This window comes from Cedecea neteri NBRC 105707 = ATCC 33855 (genome assembly GCF_001571265.1).
Taxonomy (GTDB): domain Bacteria; phylum Pseudomonadota; class Gammaproteobacteria; order Enterobacterales; family Enterobacteriaceae; genus Cedecea; species Cedecea neteri.
Window position 1 is genome coordinate 1 of record NZ_BCTL01000060.1, and the last position, 16,379, is coordinate 16,379.

Annotated in this window: 18 protein-coding genes and 1 riboswitch; of the genes, 11 read left to right on the top strand and 7 right to left on the bottom strand. The window is 55.2% G+C overall.

Annotated features, from left to right (window positions below; translation table 11 throughout):
* Positions 1-406 precede the first annotated feature (406 nt).
* The gene (gene purH / locus CNE01S_RS21025; RefSeq protein ID WP_061278281.1) at positions 407-1,996 is read left to right on the top strand and encodes a bifunctional phosphoribosylaminoimidazolecarboxamide formyltransferase/IMP cyclohydrolase; all 1,590 of its coding nucleotides are present in this window, start codon (positions 407-409) and stop codon (positions 1,994-1,996) included.
* 18 nt (positions 1,997-2,014) lie between these two features.
* The gene (gene purD, locus CNE01S_RS21030) at positions 2,015-3,307 is read left to right on the top strand and encodes a phosphoribosylamine--glycine ligase (RefSeq protein WP_061278283.1); all 1,293 of its coding nucleotides are present in this window, start codon (positions 2,015-2,017) and stop codon (positions 3,305-3,307) included.
* A 46-nt stretch (positions 3,308-3,353) separates the two neighbouring features.
* Here the strand turns inward: purD and CNE01S_RS21035 are convergent, their stop codons facing one another.
* From CNE01S_RS21035 to nudC, 6 genes are all read right to left on the bottom strand, one after another.
* On the bottom strand, positions 3,354-4,046 hold the full coding sequence (locus CNE01S_RS21035; protein ID WP_039299394.1) for a DUF1481 domain-containing protein: 693 nt from the start codon (positions 4,044-4,046) through the stop codon (positions 3,354-3,356).
* A 14-nt stretch (positions 4,047-4,060) separates the two neighbouring features.
* The gene (hupA, locus tag CNE01S_RS21040; RefSeq protein ID WP_002884342.1) at positions 4,061-4,333 is read right to left on the bottom strand and encodes a nucleoid-associated protein HU-alpha; all 273 of its coding nucleotides are present in this window, start codon (positions 4,331-4,333) and stop codon (positions 4,061-4,063) included.
* Between the two features lie 186 nt (positions 4,334-4,519).
* Positions 4,520-5,110 carry a YjaG family protein gene (locus CNE01S_RS21045; RefSeq protein WP_061278285.1) on the bottom strand — a complete coding sequence of 197 codons (591 nt, stop codon included), beginning with the start codon at positions 5,108-5,110 and terminating at the stop codon, positions 4,520-4,522.
* A 43-nt stretch (positions 5,111-5,153) separates the two neighbouring features.
* On the bottom strand, positions 5,154-5,825 hold the full coding sequence (gene nfi / locus CNE01S_RS21050; RefSeq protein WP_061278288.1) for a deoxyribonuclease V: 672 nt from the start codon (positions 5,823-5,825) through the stop codon (positions 5,154-5,156).
* A gap of 12 nt (positions 5,826-5,837) precedes the next feature.
* Complete coding sequence (hemE, locus tag CNE01S_RS21055; protein WP_038476762.1) at positions 5,838-6,905, bottom strand: uroporphyrinogen decarboxylase; 1,068 nt, start codon at positions 6,903-6,905, stop codon at positions 5,838-5,840.
* Between the two features lie 35 nt (positions 6,906-6,940).
* A complete protein-coding gene (gene nudC / locus CNE01S_RS21060; RefSeq protein WP_061278290.1) occupies positions 6,941-7,714 on the bottom strand; it encodes an NAD(+) diphosphatase in 774 nt (257 codons plus the stop codon).
* A gap of 98 nt (positions 7,715-7,812) precedes the next feature.
* Between nudC and CNE01S_RS21065 the strand changes: the two genes are divergently transcribed.
* The 9 genes from CNE01S_RS21065 (at position 7,813) to CNE01S_RS21105 (ending at position 14,895) form a co-directional block, all read left to right on the top strand.
* Positions 7,813-8,316, top strand: coding sequence for an Rsd/AlgQ family anti-sigma factor (locus CNE01S_RS21065; protein ID WP_061278291.1), 504 nt, complete (start codon positions 7,813-7,815; stop codon positions 8,314-8,316).
* A 50-nt stretch (positions 8,317-8,366) separates the two neighbouring features.
* Positions 8,367-8,477: riboswitch (TPP riboswitch) on the top strand.
* A gap of 89 nt (positions 8,478-8,566) precedes the next feature.
* The gene (thiC, locus tag CNE01S_RS21070; protein WP_061278294.1) at positions 8,567-10,468 is read left to right on the top strand and encodes a phosphomethylpyrimidine synthase ThiC; all 1,902 of its coding nucleotides are present in this window, start codon (positions 8,567-8,569) and stop codon (positions 10,466-10,468) included.
* Positions 10,468-11,103, top strand: coding sequence for a thiamine phosphate synthase (thiE, locus tag CNE01S_RS21075; protein ID WP_061278296.1), 636 nt, complete (start codon positions 10,468-10,470; stop codon positions 11,101-11,103). The genes thiC and thiE overlap by 1 nt, the downstream gene beginning before the upstream one ends.
* A complete protein-coding gene (locus CNE01S_RS21080) occupies positions 11,096-11,851 on the top strand; it encodes a HesA/MoeB/ThiF family protein (protein WP_061278299.1) in 756 nt (251 codons plus the stop codon). The genes thiE and CNE01S_RS21080 overlap by 8 nt, the downstream gene beginning before the upstream one ends.
* Positions 11,835-12,035, top strand: coding sequence for a sulfur carrier protein ThiS (thiS, locus tag CNE01S_RS21085; RefSeq protein ID WP_061278301.1), 201 nt, complete (start codon positions 11,835-11,837; stop codon positions 12,033-12,035). The genes CNE01S_RS21080 and thiS overlap by 17 nt, the downstream gene beginning before the upstream one ends.
* Before the next feature lies 1 nt (position 12,036).
* Positions 12,037-12,816: a thiazole synthase gene (gene thiG, locus CNE01S_RS21090; protein ID WP_061278303.1), complete on the top strand. Its 780-nt coding sequence runs from the start codon at positions 12,037-12,039 to the stop codon at positions 12,814-12,816.
* Positions 12,816-13,949, top strand: a complete 1,134-nt coding sequence (gene thiH, locus CNE01S_RS21095; RefSeq protein WP_061278305.1) for a 2-iminoacetate synthase ThiH — start codon at positions 12,816-12,818, stop codon at positions 13,947-13,949. Before thiG ends, thiH begins: the two co-directional genes overlap by 1 nt.
* Positions 13,950-14,268: 319 nt before the next feature.
* On the top strand, positions 14,269-14,574 hold the full coding sequence (locus CNE01S_RS21100; RefSeq protein ID WP_061278307.1) for a PTS sugar transporter subunit IIB: 306 nt from the start codon (positions 14,269-14,271) through the stop codon (positions 14,572-14,574).
* Between the two features lie 3 nt (positions 14,575-14,577).
* A complete protein-coding gene (locus tag CNE01S_RS21105; protein ID WP_061278310.1) occupies positions 14,578-14,895 on the top strand; it encodes a PTS lactose/cellobiose transporter subunit IIA in 318 nt (105 codons plus the stop codon).
* Positions 14,896-14,938: 43 nt separating this feature from the next.
* On the opposite strand, the gene CNE01S_RS21110 is transcribed toward CNE01S_RS21105, so the two are convergent.
* Positions 14,939-16,279 carry an anaerobic C4-dicarboxylate transporter gene (locus CNE01S_RS21110; RefSeq protein ID WP_061278312.1) on the bottom strand — a complete coding sequence of 447 codons (1,341 nt, stop codon included), beginning with the start codon at positions 16,277-16,279 and terminating at the stop codon, positions 14,939-14,941.
* Positions 16,280-16,379 lie beyond the last annotated feature (100 nt).

Here is a 16,379-nt window from a genome sequence, read left to right on the forward strand (position 1 = left end):
CCCTTAATTTCAGGATTTTTTCACTCTCATCGCCGCCGTTACTCTGTGATGTTGTTCACATGTTCCGTGTCGATGGAGGCGCATTATAGGGAGTTCTCCCGGCGCTGCAACACTAAAATGACAGAAAAATGACTGACTGCTGCATTCCACAGCAAAACCCCGCCTTATACCAATTTGCACACAGACTTATCCACAATCCGGATTTGAACTTAAAATTCGCGAGCGCGACGCAAACGTTTTCGCTACAATGCACCGCGATAAAATGGACACCCCCGATGGGGGCGTTAGCTGAGTTTTCGTCTCTTCTTTTCCTTATTTTCCCTTTTCTGCGCCGCCAGAACGAAGGTGAAGACTAAAATTCAGCTAACGCTCTTCTATATGCGAACCAAAGCCAAGGGATAAAACCATGTCACAACGTCGTCCTGTACGCCGCGCACTGCTCAGTGTTTCTGACAAAGCCGGTATCGTCGAATTCGCTCAGGCCCTCTCCCAACGTGGAGTGGAGCTGCTGTCCACCGGCGGAACCGCCCGCCTGCTGGCAGAAGCAAACCTGCCGGTAACCGAAGTCTCCGACTACACCGGTTTCCCGGAGATGATGGACGGACGCGTCAAAACGCTGCACCCGAAAGTTCACGGCGGCATTCTGGGCCGTCGCGGCCAGGACGATGCCATCATGGCGGAACACGCCATCTCTCCTATTGATATGGTCGTCGTTAACCTTTATCCGTTTGCCCAGACCGTTGCCCGCGAAGACTGCTCTTTAGAAGATGCGGTTGAGAACATCGATATCGGCGGCCCAACCATGGTTCGCTCCGCGGCCAAGAACCATAAAGATGTGGCGATCGTAGTAAAAAGCAGTGACTACCCGACGATTGTTGCCGAGCTGGACGCGAACGAAGGATCCCTGACGCTGGAAACCCGCTTCGATCTGGCGATCAAAGCTTTTGAGCATACCGCCGCCTACGACAGCATGATTGCTAACTACTTCGGTAGCCTGGTGCCTGCTTACCACGGCGAGAGCAAAGATCCTGCCGGGCGCTTCCCACGCACGCTGAACCTGAACTTCATTAAGAAGCAGGATATGCGCTATGGCGAAAACAGCCACCAGCAGGCCGCCTTCTATATAGAAGAAGAAATTAAAGAAGCGTCCGTGGCAACCGCCACCCAGGTTCAAGGCAAAGCGCTCTCCTATAACAACATCGCGGATACCGATGCGGCGCTGGAGTGCGTGAAAGAGTTCGACGAACCTGCCTGCGTTATCGTTAAGCATGCCAACCCTTGCGGCGTGGCCGTCAGCGGTTCCGTGCTCGAAGCCTACAACCTGGCTTATAAAACCGATCCAACGTCTGCCTTCGGCGGCATCATCGCCTTCAACCGCGAGCTGGACGCTGAAACCGCACAGGCGATCATTTCCCGCCAGTTCGTCGAAGTGATCATCGCCCCTTCCGCCAGCGAAGAAGCGCTGAAGATAACCGCAGCCAAGCAGAACGTCCGCGTTCTGGTTTGTGGTCAATGGCAGAAACGCACGGCTGGCCTCGACTTTAAACGTGTGAACGGCGGCCTGCTGGTTCAGGATCGCGATCTGGGTATGGTGACCGCAGGCGATCTGCGCGTTGTCACTAAACGCCAGCCAACAGAGCAAGAACTGCATGACGCCCTGTTCTGCTGGAAGGTAGCGAAGTTCGTTAAATCCAATGCCATTGTCTACGCCCGTGACAATATGACCATCGGCATAGGCGCCGGCCAGATGAGCCGCGTCTACTCCGCCAAAATTGCCGGTATCAAAGCCAGCGATGAAGGCCTGGAAGTGAAAGGTTCCGCCATGGCCTCTGACGCCTTCTTCCCGTTCCGCGATGGGATTGATGCTGCGGCCGAAGCTGGCGTGAGCTGCGTTATCCAACCTGGTGGTTCTATCCGTGACGATGAAGTCATTGCCGCCGCCGACGAGCATGGGATCGCGATGATCTTCACCGATATGCGCCACTTCCGCCATTAATTACCGGAGCGTTTATAGATGAAAGTTTTAGTTATTGGTAACGGCGGGCGCGAACATGCGCTGGCCTGGAAAGCCGCTCAGTCTCCTTTAGTACGCACCGTCTTTGTTGCTCCGGGTAACGCGGGCACCGCGCTGGAACCTGCGCTGCAGAACGTCGCCATCGGCGCCACGGATATTCCGGCCCTGCTGAGTTTTGCGCAGAATGAAAAAATCGACTTAACCATCGTCGGCCCGGAAGCCCCGCTGGTGATTGGCGTGGTGGATGCATTCCGCGCTGCTGGCCTGAAGATCTTCGGGCCAACCGAAGGTGCCGCACAGCTGGAAGGTTCGAAGGCCTTTACCAAAGACTTCCTGGCTCGTCACAACATTCCAACGGCGGAGTACCAGAACTTTACCGAAGTTGAGCCTGCGCTGGCTTACCTGCGTGAGAAAGGTGCGCCCATCGTGATTAAGGCCGACGGCCTGGCCGCGGGTAAAGGCGTTATTGTGGCAATGACGCTGGAAGAAGCGGAAGCCGCCGTGAATGACATGCTGGCCGGGAACGCGTTTGGCGATGCGGGCCACCGCATTGTTATTGAAGAGTTCCTCGACGGCGAAGAAGCCAGCTTTATTGTGATGGTTGACGGCGAGCACGTCCTGCCGATGGCCACCAGCCAGGATCATAAGCGCGTTGGCGACGGCGATACGGGCCCGAACACCGGCGGTATGGGCGCTTACTCTCCCGCTCCGGTTGTGACTGACGAAGTCCACCAGCGCACCATGGAACGCGTAATTTGGCCGACCGTGCGCGGCATGGCGGCCGAAGGGAATACCTACACAGGCTTCCTGTATGCCGGGTTGATGATCGATAAACTGGGCAATCCGAAGGTGATTGAGTTCAACTGCCGCTTTGGTGACCCGGAAACTCAGCCCATCATGCTGCGCCTGCAGTCAGACCTGGTCGAACTGTGCCTCGCGGCCTGCGACGGCAAGCTTGATGAGAAAGACTCTAAGTGGGACGAACGTCCGGCCCTGGGCATCGTGCTGGCGGCGGGCGGATATCCGGCCGATTATCGCAACGGCGACGTTATCCACGGCCTGCCGCTGGAAGAAGTGGCCGACGGCAAGGTCTTCCATGCTGGCACTAAGCTCAGCGAAGATGATCTCGTGCTCACCAACGGCGGGCGAGTTCTCTGCGTGACCGCGCTCGGCGAGACGGTTGCTAAAGCTCAGCAGCGTGCGCTGGAGCTGAAAAAAGATATTCACTGGGATGGCAGCTTCAGCCGCTCAGATATCGGCTATCGCGCCATTGCGCGTGAAAACACGAAATAATATCGACAGTACTGACTAAACCGCCCTCGTGGCGGTTTTTTTATGCCTAGAAGTCGCCAGGCTTGGGCTGCCAGCTGCAGAAGTTCTGGTTCGCCACCAGCAACAGCTGTGAACCTTCCGGGGCTTCCAGCCAGGCAATACTGACATCGAGAGATGAGTTGCTCTGGCGGCGCGCTATATGGCTCAGGGAGGCGCTATCAAGCTTTGGTGATAACGTTTCGCCTTCGCAGGTCGTTACCGTTCCGTTCTGGTGCCAGCGCCCCTGCCGCAGTACAACGTGGCCGATGCGCAGCGCTTCGCTGGTCTCACGAATACGATTGGCGTTGAACTGGTACAAAGCCACCTGATCGTTAGAAAGCTGCTGCTTCTGGCTATTCACTTCCCGCTGCATAAAGCTCAGGTCGCCGTGGTCGTCAAAGCGGACTTTAACATGCTCCGGCTGCTTGCCCTGAATATTGAGTTCGATGAACGTCAGTTTGTCGCCCTGCCAGCGGTATTCACCGGTGGTGGTGGCGCCGTGCTGCCACGGGCTAAACGCGGTAAGGATATGAGTAGACTCATCGGCGTTGTCTTTTCGCCAGATGCGCACTACACCCTGATCGGCAACATAGCCGGTAGCGGTAAAAGGAGGGAGTTTGTTACTGCTGCAAGCCGTGAGCGCCAGTACACCCGCCAGCGCCAGTAGTGGACGCCAGACGGACAAAAGGGGCGTAAACGCCCCTCTGTTAAAACTGTTCACTGACACGCGTTAACTTACTTAACCGCGTCTTTCAGTGCTTTACCAGAAACAAATGCCGGCACGTTAGCAGCAGCAATTTTGATTTCTTTACCGGTCTGCGGGTTGCGGCCAGTGCGCTCAGCACGGTGGTTCACTTTGAAGGTACCGAAACCAACCAGTTGTACAGCATCACCTTCTTTCAGAGACTCAGTAATTGCAGCCAGAGTGGATTCCAGAGCAGCTTTAGCCTGTGCTTTAGACAGGTCAGCCTTGTCAGCAATTACATCAATCAGTTGAGTCTTGTTCATAAGTTATCCTTACAATGTGTTTATCGCTTGCTAAGCATCGAGTGCGACGGAAATGCCTAAAAAGCACTCTCCTGCATACACGCACCGATAGCCACTTTTATTCGCCCCACAAATGTAGACCAGACGGGGGGTTAATTGGAAGCCTCCAGGGAGGACAAATCAGACTGTATGTCACGTTTTACTGTCTTACTGCTGCAAATTTATACCGATATTACTGATGCCGGCCTCACGGAGGTCAGCACGAAGCCCCTTAATGAGCTCAATATCGCGTTCTTCGCAGTCCGCCAGCAGCCGGAAAATCTCCCACTGAATGTCCCATTCTTCTTCTACCGCCGGGTTTGCTCTCAACTCCTCGTCGGTCATTTCACGACCGGCCTGAGTCATTTCCAGCATCGCCACCGAAGTGATTGAACATTTACTGACTTCGATTGCGTGCTCCAGCGTTTCACCCGAGAGACGCGAGTGAATAAGCTCACTCAACGCCACGCACGCGTCAATCGCCGGATAGACACCGTAAATATCATAGTCGTCAGCCGCAGGAATTGCCTCTTCAAGTTTCTCTAACTGACTATCAAAGTTCACTTTGGCGTCTTTCACCGTTTGGGTTTCCCAAACTAGGTCCAGGATCTTGCGATAAAGCTGGGCATCACCAAAGCCGGTTTGCTGACAAAACATGGCGTAGTTCGGGTACATACGCTCGCATAAAGAGGCCATAAAGGTGACGTGCTGCCAGCTTTCGAGCTTCTCCAGGCGTAAATGAATTGGGTTCTGTAACATGAAGGTGTCTCAAAGACGGAAAATTAGCGGCAGTTTACCTGAATCACCTGCCAATTGCTTGCAGGCGCTTAAAGGCTGGACGCCCGGAGGCGACGGCATCGGCCCAGCGGGTCGGCTCCGGCAGACGGTAGCCAGCCGTGCAGCGCTCAACCCACGTTAACGCGCCGTCGAGGCTCACTCGGTGCCCGGTAGAAACAAACAGGGGATTGCAGCGTTTTTTACTGCGCCAGACCCATGCCAGCTGCTCGCCTTTATCCATCAACGGCGCACGAGCGCCCGGCTCGTCGCCCAGCGGTTCAAACTTTCCGCACAGCCGCTTTTTCGCTACGCCGATAGTTGGCACGTCCACCAGCAGCCCAAAATGGCTGGCTACGCCTAAACGGCGGGGATGCGAGATGCCGTGCCCGTCCACAAACACCAGATCGGGTTTCTGCGAAAGCATACTCCACGCTTCAAGCAGCGCAGGATATTCTCGAAAGGATAAAAAACCGGGGATATAAGGCATGGTGGTGGCAATTCTTGCCACCTGATATTCAACCAGCTCAAGAGACGGATAGCTCAACAAAACGATGGCAGCGCGGGTGACGTCTCCACCCTGTTCAAAGCCGACATCGGCTCCGGCGATCAAACGCGGCGGATCCTGGTCAAGGCGATCCTCGCGGATCACCTTTGAGGCCAGATCTAGCTGCTGCTCTCGTAATGCTGCGAGATCCATCCCTCTTTTTCCTTAAGCGCGGTGATATTGCGCCGACAGGCGATGCACTGCTTCCACAAAGACGCCCGCATGCTCCGGCGGAACATCCTGATGAATACCGTGGCCCAGGTTAAAGACGTGCCCTTCTCCCTGGCCGAAACCGGCAAGAATAGTGGCAACTTCTTCTTCGATACGTGCAGGCTGAGCGTAAAGCATGGAAGGGTCCATATTGCCCTGCAAAGCAACTTTATGGCCTACGCGACGGCGAGCATCGGCGATGTCCGTCGTCCAGTCCAAGCCCAGCGCGTCGCAGCCGGTTTCCGCCATGGCTTCAAGCCACTGCCCGCCGCCTTTGGTGAACAGCGTTACCGGCACACGGCGGCCATCGTTTTCACGTAGCAAACCATCGACAATTTTGTGCATGTAATAGAGCGAGAACTCTTTGTAATCACGCCCGCTCAGCACGCCGCCCCAGGTGTCAAAGATCATTACCGACTGCGCGCCCGCACGAATTTGCGCGTTCAGGTAGAGCGTCACGCTCTGTGCCAGCTTATCCAGCAGCAGATGCAGCGCTTTTGGCTCGGCAAACATCATTTTCTTAATCACGGTAAAGGCTTTGCTGCTGCCGCCTTCTACCATATAGGTGGCCAGCGTCCACGGGCTGCCGGAGAAGCCAATCAGCGGCACTTCGCCTTTCAGCTCGCGGCGAATAGTCCGCACCGCGTTCATCACGTAAGCCAGTTCGCCTTCCGGATCGGGAATCGGCAGTTTTTGAACATCGGCCAGGCTTTTAATTGGGGAGCTAAAGCGAGGACCTTCGCCGGCTTCAAAGTACAGCCCAAGCCCCATCGCGTCCGGAATGGTCAGAATGTCCGAGAAGAGGATCGCCGCATCCAGCGCATAGCGGCGCAGCGGCTGCAGGGTGACTTCGCAGGCCAGCTCGGCGTTCTTGCACAGCGACATAAAATCGCCTGCCTGAGCGCGCGTTGCCTTATATTCCGGCAAATAGCGCCCGGCCTGGCGCATCATCCACACCGGAGTGATATCTACCGGCAAGCGCTGCAGGGCGCGCAGGTAACGATCGTTCTTCAGTTCAGTCATTTTTACCTTTCCTTTAGCTGTATCGCCGCAGTCTATCATTCATAGTCCGCGCGACACAGGGCGACGGTATCTTCAATTAAGCGGCGTGCCACAGTGCCCGGCGGCGGCAATAGCGGCAGTTGGTCATAGCGATACCAGCCGGCATCCAGCAGCTCTTTGGGGTCTATTTTGATTTCGCCACTGTGATAATCAGCCATAAATGCGGTCATCAGCGACTGCGGGAACGGCCAGGGCTGGGAAGTCACGTAGCGCAGGTTTTTGACCTGAATGCTGCTCTCTTCCATGACTTCGCGAGCCACCGCCTGCTCCAGCGTTTCACCCACTTCAACAAATCCGGCCAGCACGGTGTAAACGCCGTTGCGATGACGCGTATGCTGAGCCAGCAGGATATGATCGTCCTTACGGATAGCAACGATAATGCAGGGAGCAATTTGCGGGTAGTAGCGCTCGCGGCAGTGCCCGCAGAGCATCGCCCATTCGCTTTTGCTGAAGTGCATTTCATGGCCGCAGTAGCCGCAATACTTATGCGAGCGGTAAAACTCAGCCAGTTGAACGCCTCGCCCAGACAGCTGGAACAGGCCCACATCTCGATCCAGGAGCTGGCGCAGCGAGCCCATGTCAGAGCGGCGGTTTTCACGAATCAGCCAGACGGGTTCACCTTCCCACTCACCGATATCCAGGGCTCGGGTGCCTACGAGCTGAAATTCTTCCGCGCTGCCGTGAGGTAAGTCACCCTGTGGCAACCATATTTTTTGCTCATGGCTGACTATCCACCAACCATGATCTAAGTTTTGAATAACACGTTCCATAACCTGGTGCACATCCCCGTGTTCACTGATATAAACAATTAGTTTTTACTTTTTTGGGTTAGTTTGCGTTCAATCTTTTAACTCACGGAGTCTCAATCATGCTGAACCAGTTAGCCAATCTGACTGAGCGCGTTGGTGGTAGTAATGAGTTAGTTGACCAGTGGCTACAGGCCCGTAAACACCTGTTGGTTGCCTATTACAACATGGTCGGGATCAAGCCTAACAAGGAATCACACACCGCGCTCGACGAAAAAGCGTTAGACAATTTTTGCCACGGCCTGGTGGATTACCTCTCGTCCGGTCATTTTAGTATTTACGAGCGCATAATCAGCAACCTGGAAGGCAGCAGCCCGCTGCTAAGTGCAGCCCAGCTCTACCCTCAACTGGAAGCTAATACCCAGCAAATCATGGACCTCTACGACTCCCATCTGGAAAACGCCATCGGCCGCGACAGCTGGGTCGAGTTTCAGCAGGCGCTGTCGGAGATTGGCGAGTGCCTTGAGGCCCGCTTCACCCTTGAGGATAAGCTAGTCCTCCTGGCGATCGATAACAACCTTGACGGCAGCGCCAGCGATGCTGCCGGGCTGGCAAGTCCAGCTTGAGTTGTTAGCTATTAACGAGTAATTTACAACTTTCCCACCGCAAGGTGGGATCATTCTTGTCGGAGTGCCGAGTGCGTTATGCACCGGCTGAGACCGTTAATTCGGGATCCGCGGAACCTGATCAGGTTAGAACCTGCGAAGGGAACAAGAGTAATTCTGTCTTTGGGTGCACCCGTTCTCGGGCGGCCCATATCCATTACTCCTTCCGTTGTCCTGACAAGCCATATCCTGATTAAACCTGGAATGAGCTATGTCTGCATCTGAAAAAAAACCAGGCCGCCGCGAACAGCGAGCTGCCGCCCAACACTTTATCAATACGCTTGAAGGCACCGCCTTCCCCAGCTCTCAGCGCATCTATCTGGCCGGGTCACGCGAAGATATCCGCGTCCCAATGCGCGAAATCCAGCTCAGCCCGACGCTCACCGGCGGCAGAAAAGATGCCCCGCAATATCAGCCGAACGACGCGGTTCCCGTCTACGATACCTCCGGCCCATATGGCGATCCCGACATCGCCATAAACGTGTTAAACGGACTATCTCCCCTGCGCAGCGCCTGGATTGCCGACCGGCGTGACAGCGAAACGCTGGGTGAACGCAGTTCCGCTTATACAAAAGCACGCCTGGCCGACGACGGCCTGGACGAATTGCGCTTTGAAACTCAGTCAAAACCTCGCCGCGCGATAACCGGAAAATGTGTCACTCAACTGCATTACGCCCGCCGGGGAATCGTTACGCCGGAGATGGAATTCATCGCCATTCGCGAAAATATGGGGCGCGAGCGCATCCGCGATGAAGTCCTGCGCCACCAGCATCCAGGTGAAGGGTTTGGTGCCAGCCTGCCGGAAAACATCACGCCGGAGTTTGTCCGTAATGAAGTTGCTGCCGGGCGAGCGATTATTCCCGCCAATATCAACCACCCTGAATCAGAGCCGATGATTATCGGCCGCAATTTTCTGGTGAAGGTGAACGCCAATATCGGCAACTCGGCTGTCACTTCTTCCATTGAAGAAGAGGTGGAGAAGCTGGTGTGGGCCACCCGCTGGGGGGCAGACACGGTGATGGATCTCTCAACCGGTCGCTACATTCACGAAACGCGGGAATGGATCCTACGCAACAGCCCGGTGCCCATAGGCACTGTGCCGATCTACCAGGCGCTGGAGAAAGCGAACGGCATCGCCGAAGACCTGAACTGGGAAATGTTCCGCGACACACTACTGGAGCAGGCAGAACAAGGCGTGGACTACTTCACTATTCACGCGGGCGTGCTGCTGCGCTACGTGCCGATGACGGCGAAACGCCTGACCGGCATCGTGTCACGCGGCGGTTCGATTATGGCAAAGTGGTGCCTGTCCCATCATCAGGAAAACTTCCTGTACGAGCACTTCCGCGAGATTTGCGAGATCTGCGCCGCCTACGACGTTTCACTTTCGCTGGGGGATGGTTTACGCCCCGGCTCAATACAGGATGCCAACGACGAAGCGCAGTTTGCCGAGCTGCATACGCTGGGCGAGCTGACCAAAATCACCTGGGAATACGACGTCCAGGTGATGATTGAGGGCCCGGGCCACGTGCCGATGCAGATGATTCGCCGCAACATGACCGAAGAGCTGGAGCATTGCCACGAAGCGCCTTTCTATACACTCGGCCCGTTAACGACCGATATCGCGCCTGGCTATGACCACTTCACCTCCGGCATTGGTGCCGCCATGATCGGCTGGTTTGGCTGCGCCATGCTCTGCTACGTGACGCCGAAAGAGCATCTCGGCCTGCCGAACAAAGAGGACGTTAAGCAGGGGCTGATTACCTACAAGATTGCCGCTCACGCCGCTGACCTGGCCAAAGGCCATCCTGGCGCACAAATCCGCGATAACGCGATGTCCAAAGCACGCTTTGAATTCCGCTGGGAGGACCAGTTCAACCTGGCGCTTGACCCCTTCACCGCCCGCGCTTACCACGATGAAACCCTGCCGCAGGAATCCGGCAAAGTCGCGCATTTCTGTTCCATGTGCGGCCCTAAGTTTTGCTCCATGAAAATCACGCAGGAAGTGCGGGACTACGCCGCAAAACAGGCGATAGACGCAGGCATGGAAGATATGTCTCAGCACTTCCGTGCCAGAGGCGGTGAAATTTATCTCAGACAGGAGGAAGCATAATGTCAAAACTCAATTTTCCGGCAACTTCGCGCAGGCTTGGCCTTTACCCGGTCGTCGACAGCGTGGAATGGATCGAGCGTCTGCTGGGCGCGGGCGTCAAAACTATTCAGCTCCGCATTAAAGACAAGCGTGACGAAGAGGTTGAAACTGACGTCATCGCAGCCATTGCGCTGGGGGAACGCTATAACGCCCGCCTGTTCATCAACGATTACTGGCGACTGGCGATCAAACACGGCGCCTACGGCGTGCATCTCGGCCAGGAAGATATGGACGTGGCTAACCTGACGGCGATAAGCGAAGCCGGGCTTCGCCTTGGGCTTTCTACCCACGACAACATGGAAATGGATCGTGCCTTAAGCGCGAATCCGTCTTACATCGCGCTGGGCCATGTCTTTCCCACCCAAACCAAGCAAATGCCTTCTTCCCCGCAGGGGCTGAACAAGCTGGCGGAACACATTCAAACTCTGGGCGACTATTCCACCGTTGCCATCGGCGGGATAAGTATCGATAGAGTACCTGCCGTTTTAGCGACCGGGGTTGGCAGCGTGGCCGTCGTCAGCGCCATTACGCAGGCTCCCGACTGGCAAGCGGCAACCAGGCAATTACTTGAACTGGCAGGAACCGGCGATGAATGACGCGGATTTTATGCGCTATAGCCGCCAGCTATTGCTGGAAGACGTGGCCATTGAAGGGCAGGAAAAACTGCTGTCCAGCACGGCGCTGGTCGTCGGGCTTGGCGGGTTAGGTTCTCCTGCTGCGCTGTATCTCGCCGCCGCGGGCGTCGGCAAACTTATCGTCGCGGACGATGACAAGGTACATATCAGCAACCTCCAGCGCCAGATTTTGTTCACTTCTGAAGATATCGATCGCCCTAAATCTACCGTCGCCCACCAGCATTTGCAGCGCCTGAATCCGGGCGTAAACATTGTGCCGCTGGCCGAAAGGCTGGTGGGATCTTCGCTGGTGAAGGCCGTAAACGAAGCCGATGTAGTGCTGGATTGCAGCGACAATATGGCAACTCGCCAGGCGGTAAACGCCGCCTGCGTGGCGGCGAATACACCGCTGATCGCCGCCAGCGCCGTAGGTTTTGGCGGCCAGATGATGGTGCTAACCCCGCCCTGGGAACATGGCTGTTACCGCTGCGTCTGGCCTGACGAAAACGAACCCGAACGCAACTGCCGCACCTCCGGCGTCATCGGCCCGGTCGTGGGCGTAATGGGCACGCTTCAGGCGCTGGAAGCCATCAAATTACTTACCGGCATGATGCCTGCAACCGGCTCTCTGCGCCTGTTTGACGCCCGGCAGCACAGCTGGCGCACGCTGGCGATGCAAAAGTCGGTTACCTGCCCGGTCTGCGGAGGTCGCGATGCGCATTCAGTTTAACGATGAGCCTCTGGAATGCACGGAAGGTATGACGCTCGCCGCCCTGCTGGCTCAGCTTGAGCAGGGCAAAGCTGGCGCAGCACTGGCCGTTAACCAAACCATCATCCCGCGCGAACAGTGGAGCAATTATCTGCTTCGCGAGGGGGACTCTATTCTGCTGTTTCAGGCAATTGCCGGGGGCTGATATGTTACAGATTGCTGATAAAACCTTTTCCTCTCGCCTGTTCACCGGCACCGGGAAATTCTCTTCCAGCCAGGTGATGATCGACGCGATCCGCGCTTCTGGCTCACAGCTGGTCACCATGGCGATGAAGCGTGTGGACCTGCGTGGCCACAACGATGACATTCTTATGCCGCTTAAACAGGCAGGTGTACATCTGCTGCCAAATACTTCCGGGGCGAAAACGGCAGAAGAAGCTATTTTTGCAGCTCAGCTTGCCCGTGAAGCGCTCGGCACAAACTGGGTGAAGCTGGAGATCCATCCCGACGCTCGCTATTTATTGCCGGATCCCATTGAAACGTTGAAAGCCGCTGAAGCCCTGGTGAAGCAGGGATTCGTGGTGCTGCCCTACTGCGGCGCCGATCCGGTGCTGTGCAAACGCCTGGAAGAAGCCGGCTGCGCGGCAGTAATGCCGCTCGGTGCGCCTATCGGTTCAAACCAGGGCCTGCAAACCCGCGCGCTACTGGAGATAATCATTGAGCAATCGCGAGTGCCGGTGGTGGTAGATGCCGGGATCGGCGCACCAAGCCATGCAACCGAAGCGTTAGAAATGGGTGCCTCGGCCGTGCTGGTGAATACCGCAATAGCCGTCGCCCGTGACTCGGTGCAAATGGCTCAAGCTTTCCGCCTGGCCGTCGAAGCCGGGCACCTTGCAGCCCAGTCCGGGTTAGGTTCACGCCACCAGCAGGCACAGGCTTCCAGCCCGCTAACCAGCTTCCTGCAGTTTAGCGAGGAGAATGCCTGATGGCAGAAACCTTTACTGACCGCTGGCGGCAGCTGGACTGGGACGATATCACTCTGAGCATTAACGCTAAGACGGCGGCAGACGTCGAACGAGCGATTAACTCACCTCGCCTGACGCGAGAGGGCTTGATGGCTTTACTCTCCCCCGCCGCCGGCCGTTACCTCGAGCCTCTGGCTCAGCGAGCGCAGCAGCTTACGCGCCAGCGCTTCGGCAATACAGTCAGTTTTTACGTGCCGCTCTATCTCTCTAACCTGTGCGCCAACGACTGCACTTACTGCGGTTTTTCCATGAGCAACAAGTTGAAACGCAAGACGCTGGATGAAGCGGAGATTGAGCGTGAGTGTGCGGCTATCCGGGCGCTAGGCTTTGAACACCTTTTGCTGGTCACCGGCGAACATCAGACCAAAGTCGGCATGGACTATTTCCGCCAGCATCTGCCGGCCATTCGCCGTCGCTTTAGCTCGCTGCACATGGAAGTTCAGCCGCTGGACGAGCATGAGTATGCGGAGCTAAAAACGCTCGGACTCGACGGCGTGATGGTCTACCAGGAAACCTATCATCCGGCAACCTACGCGCAGCATCATCTGAAAGGCAACAAACAGGACTTTTTCTGGCGGCTGGAAACGCCCGACAGGCTTGGGCGCGCGGGCATAGATAAGATTGGGCTGGGTGCGCTGATTGGCCTGTCGGACAGCTGGCGCACCGACTGTTTTATAGTGGCTGAACACCTGCTTTGGCTGCAGCAGCGCTACTGGCAAAGCCGCTATTCGATCTCCTTCCCGCGCCTGCGCCCCTGCACCGGCGGCGTAGAACCCGCGTCCATCATGACCGAGCAGCAGCTGGTGCAGGTGATTTGTGCGTTTCGCCTGCTTGCGCCGGACGTGGAACTGTCGCTTTCGACCCGGGAATCGCCGTGGTTCCGCGACCACGTGATCCCGCTGGCGATTAATAACGTCAGCGCGTTTTCAAAAACTCAGCCGGGCGGCTATGCCGATAACCACCCAGAACTGGAACAGTTTGCGCCGCACGATGGCAGAACACCGCAGGAAGTTGCCGCCGTGCTTCGCAAGTCCGGTTTACAGCCGGTCTGGAAGGACTGGGATAGTTATCTGGGAAGAAACGCGCAATCCTGATGTAACACACAGCAAGGGGAAGGATAAGTTTCGGCGTTTACCGAAAGAACGGCAATCTGTCGTTGTCGCTTCTCTGCCGTCCAAATACTGTCCTCCGGTCAGTTCAGATATCTGACCGGAGCGGCAGCAAACGCTTCCTCATGCCGCTCCGCCTTCACAACTGCCGTCTTGATTCTTCGAGAAAAAGCAAAAATGTAACCGGTTTCAGTTTTCTGTGGTTTCTTTTGTGATACCTGACACACAATCGGGTTAAAGCGGTTGTTGCCGCCCCCTGTGCCGGATAAATATCTCTGTATCCTTCGGACATTGAGAGCGAACTATGAAAAATATCGTGTTGTGTTGTGCTGCCGGTATGTCGACCAGCATCCTGGTGCAACGTATGGTTGACGCCGCACAAAAGAAAGGCATCGAAGTCTCAATCAAGGCTGTGCCTGTTGCAGAGTTTAAAGAGAATATCGAACGCGCCGACATCGTTCTGCTCGGTCCGCAAGTGAAATACGAGCAGGCCAAACTTCAGGCCCTTGCCGATCCTCTGGGTAAAAAAGTCGTCGTTATCGACATGATGGATTACGGCCTGATGAAAGGCGACGTGGTGCTTGATAACGCCCTGAAAATGATGGAGTAAGATGTGGAAGATTTAGAATCAATTATTATGGAACTGCTGGTCAACGCCGGCAGCGCACGTAGCCAGGCCCTGACTGCTTTGCAGCTGGCACGTAAAGGTGATTTTGACGGTGCCGAGAAGGCAATGGAAGAGTCACACGAATTCGTTAAACACGCCCATAAAATCCAGACCCAGCTAATTGGCCTGGATGAAGGCTCCGGCAAACTGCCGGTCAACCTGATTACCGTTCACTCTCAGGACCACCTGATGAACGCGATGGTTATTCAGGATCTGGCCACCGATATGATTGAGCTTTACCGCCGCCTGCCGCTGGTGAAATAGCCGCTTTTGATGACAGGCGCCTTCAGGGCGCCTGTTTTTTTGATTATATGAAGCCGTACATCGCGGCAAGAATCCAGCCAAAAATACACGAAACACTCACACCGATTAATCCAGGCAGAATAAAGCTGTGATTTATCACAAAGCGACCTATATGCGTGGTGCCTGACCGATCAAATTGAATGGCCGCGAGGTCACTTGGGTAAGTTGGCAGAATATAATAGCCGTAGCACGCCGGAGCCGAGGCTATGATATACGCAGGATCGACGCCAATAGCCAAAGCAATAGGGACTATCGCCGCCAGCGCTGCAGCCTGAGAATTGACAAACTTAGAAACCAATAGCAGAACGATAGCATATGCCCACGGGAACTCCTTCACCATCTCCCCTAGTACACTTTTAATCTCCGACATATGTGCACCAAACATGGTCTCCGCCATCCATGCGATACCATAGACCGCAACAATCGCGATCATCCCGGAACGGAAGACCTCATTCCTGGAAATGGCGGCGGGATTCGTTTTAGTGATGATGATAATCAGCGCGCCCGAAAGCAGCATGAACATCTGAATAACCAATACCATCGAAAGTGGCTTACCATCAAACATCGGTCGAAGCTCTGAAAAAGCGCCTAATAAGGCTACAACTGCAATCGATGCCAGGAAAATCCACATTGCAATCCAGTTAGCCATTGGCAATTTTTTATCCAGCAGAGTCGCCGTGTCGCCATAAACATAATGGTGATTTTCCGGAATAGAGATAAAAGCCTGGAATGTCTCGTCTTTATCTAAATCCTTACCGCGAAACCAGCTGAAAATACCGATGGCCATAATACCCAATAGCGTTGACGGAATAGTAATGGCAAGGAGATCGAGGAATTCCAGGTGATTACCGTTGAAGGTCACATTACCGAGCATGGCGACCAGCGACACTACCGCGACGGAAACCGGGCTGGCAATAATCCCCATTTGGGCACCGATAGAACTTGCCGCCATAGGTCGCTCAGGGCGGATATTATTCTTGATGGCAACATCATAAATAATTGGCAGGATTGTGTAGACTACGTGCCCCGTACCACAGAGTATCGTCAGAATACAGGTAACAAAGGGAGCGACGATAGAGACATATTTGGGGTTGCGCCTCAGCAATTTTTCGGCAATCTGCAGCATGACGTCTAACCCACCAGAAGCCTGCAGCGTGGAAGAGGCCGCAACTACTGCAATAATAACCAGCATCACATCAATGGGCGGTTTCCCGGGTTTAAGATGAAAAACAAAGACCAGAATGACCAGGCCAATTCCACCTAGCAGCCCAAGTGCAATACCTCCTTTTTTTGCGCCGTAGAACAGACAAATTAAAATAATAATCAGTTGTAGAGCAAATTCCATGTAACCCCCAGAAGCTATTTGTTAAATAAGATCTAAGATCCTCATATGAAAATGTATTGCCGCTCAGGCCGTCCGTTTAAAGGCCAAGCGATCCCCTCGG

Excerpts from the sequence above, each read along its gene's own strand:
- purH (WP_061278281.1), top strand. The coding sequence starts at position 407 with ATGTCACAACGTCGTCCTGTACGCCGCGCACTGCTCAGTGTTTCTGAC.
- purD (WP_061278283.1), top strand. The coding sequence starts at position 2,015 with ATGAAAGTTTTAGTTATTGGTAACGGCGGGCGCGAACATGCGCTGGCC.
- hupA (WP_002884342.1), bottom strand. The coding sequence starts at position 4,333 with ATGAACAAGACTCAACTGATTGATGTAATTGCTGACAAGGCTGACCTG.
- CNE01S_RS21045 (WP_061278285.1), bottom strand. The coding sequence starts at position 5,110 with ATGTTACAGAACCCAATTCATTTACGCCTGGAGAAGCTCGAAAGCTGG.
- nfi (WP_061278288.1), bottom strand. The coding sequence starts at position 5,825 with ATGGATCTCGCAGCATTACGAGAGCAGCAGCTAGATCTGGCCTCAAAG.
- hemE (WP_038476762.1), bottom strand. The coding sequence starts at position 6,905 with ATGACTGAACTGAAGAACGATCGTTACCTGCGCGCCCTGCAGCGCTTG.
- nudC (WP_061278290.1), bottom strand. The coding sequence starts at position 7,714 with ATGGAACGTGTTATTCAAAACTTAGATCATGGTTGGTGGATAGTCAGC.
- CNE01S_RS21065 (WP_061278291.1), top strand. The coding sequence starts at position 7,813 with ATGCTGAACCAGTTAGCCAATCTGACTGAGCGCGTTGGTGGTAGTAAT.
- thiC (WP_061278294.1), top strand. The coding sequence starts at position 8,567 with ATGTCTGCATCTGAAAAAAAACCAGGCCGCCGCGAACAGCGAGCTGCC.
- thiE (WP_061278296.1), top strand. The coding sequence starts at position 10,468 with ATGTCAAAACTCAATTTTCCGGCAACTTCGCGCAGGCTTGGCCTTTAC.
- CNE01S_RS21080 (WP_061278299.1), top strand. The coding sequence starts at position 11,096 with ATGAATGACGCGGATTTTATGCGCTATAGCCGCCAGCTATTGCTGGAA.
- thiS (WP_061278301.1), top strand. The coding sequence starts at position 11,835 with ATGCGCATTCAGTTTAACGATGAGCCTCTGGAATGCACGGAAGGTATG.
- thiG (WP_061278303.1), top strand. The coding sequence starts at position 12,037 with ATGTTACAGATTGCTGATAAAACCTTTTCCTCTCGCCTGTTCACCGGC.
- thiH (WP_061278305.1), top strand. The coding sequence starts at position 12,816 with ATGGCAGAAACCTTTACTGACCGCTGGCGGCAGCTGGACTGGGACGAT.
- CNE01S_RS21100 (WP_061278307.1), top strand. The coding sequence starts at position 14,269 with ATGAAAAATATCGTGTTGTGTTGTGCTGCCGGTATGTCGACCAGCATC.
- CNE01S_RS21110 (WP_061278312.1), bottom strand. The coding sequence starts at position 16,279 with ATGGAATTTGCTCTACAACTGATTATTATTTTAATTTGTCTGTTCTAC.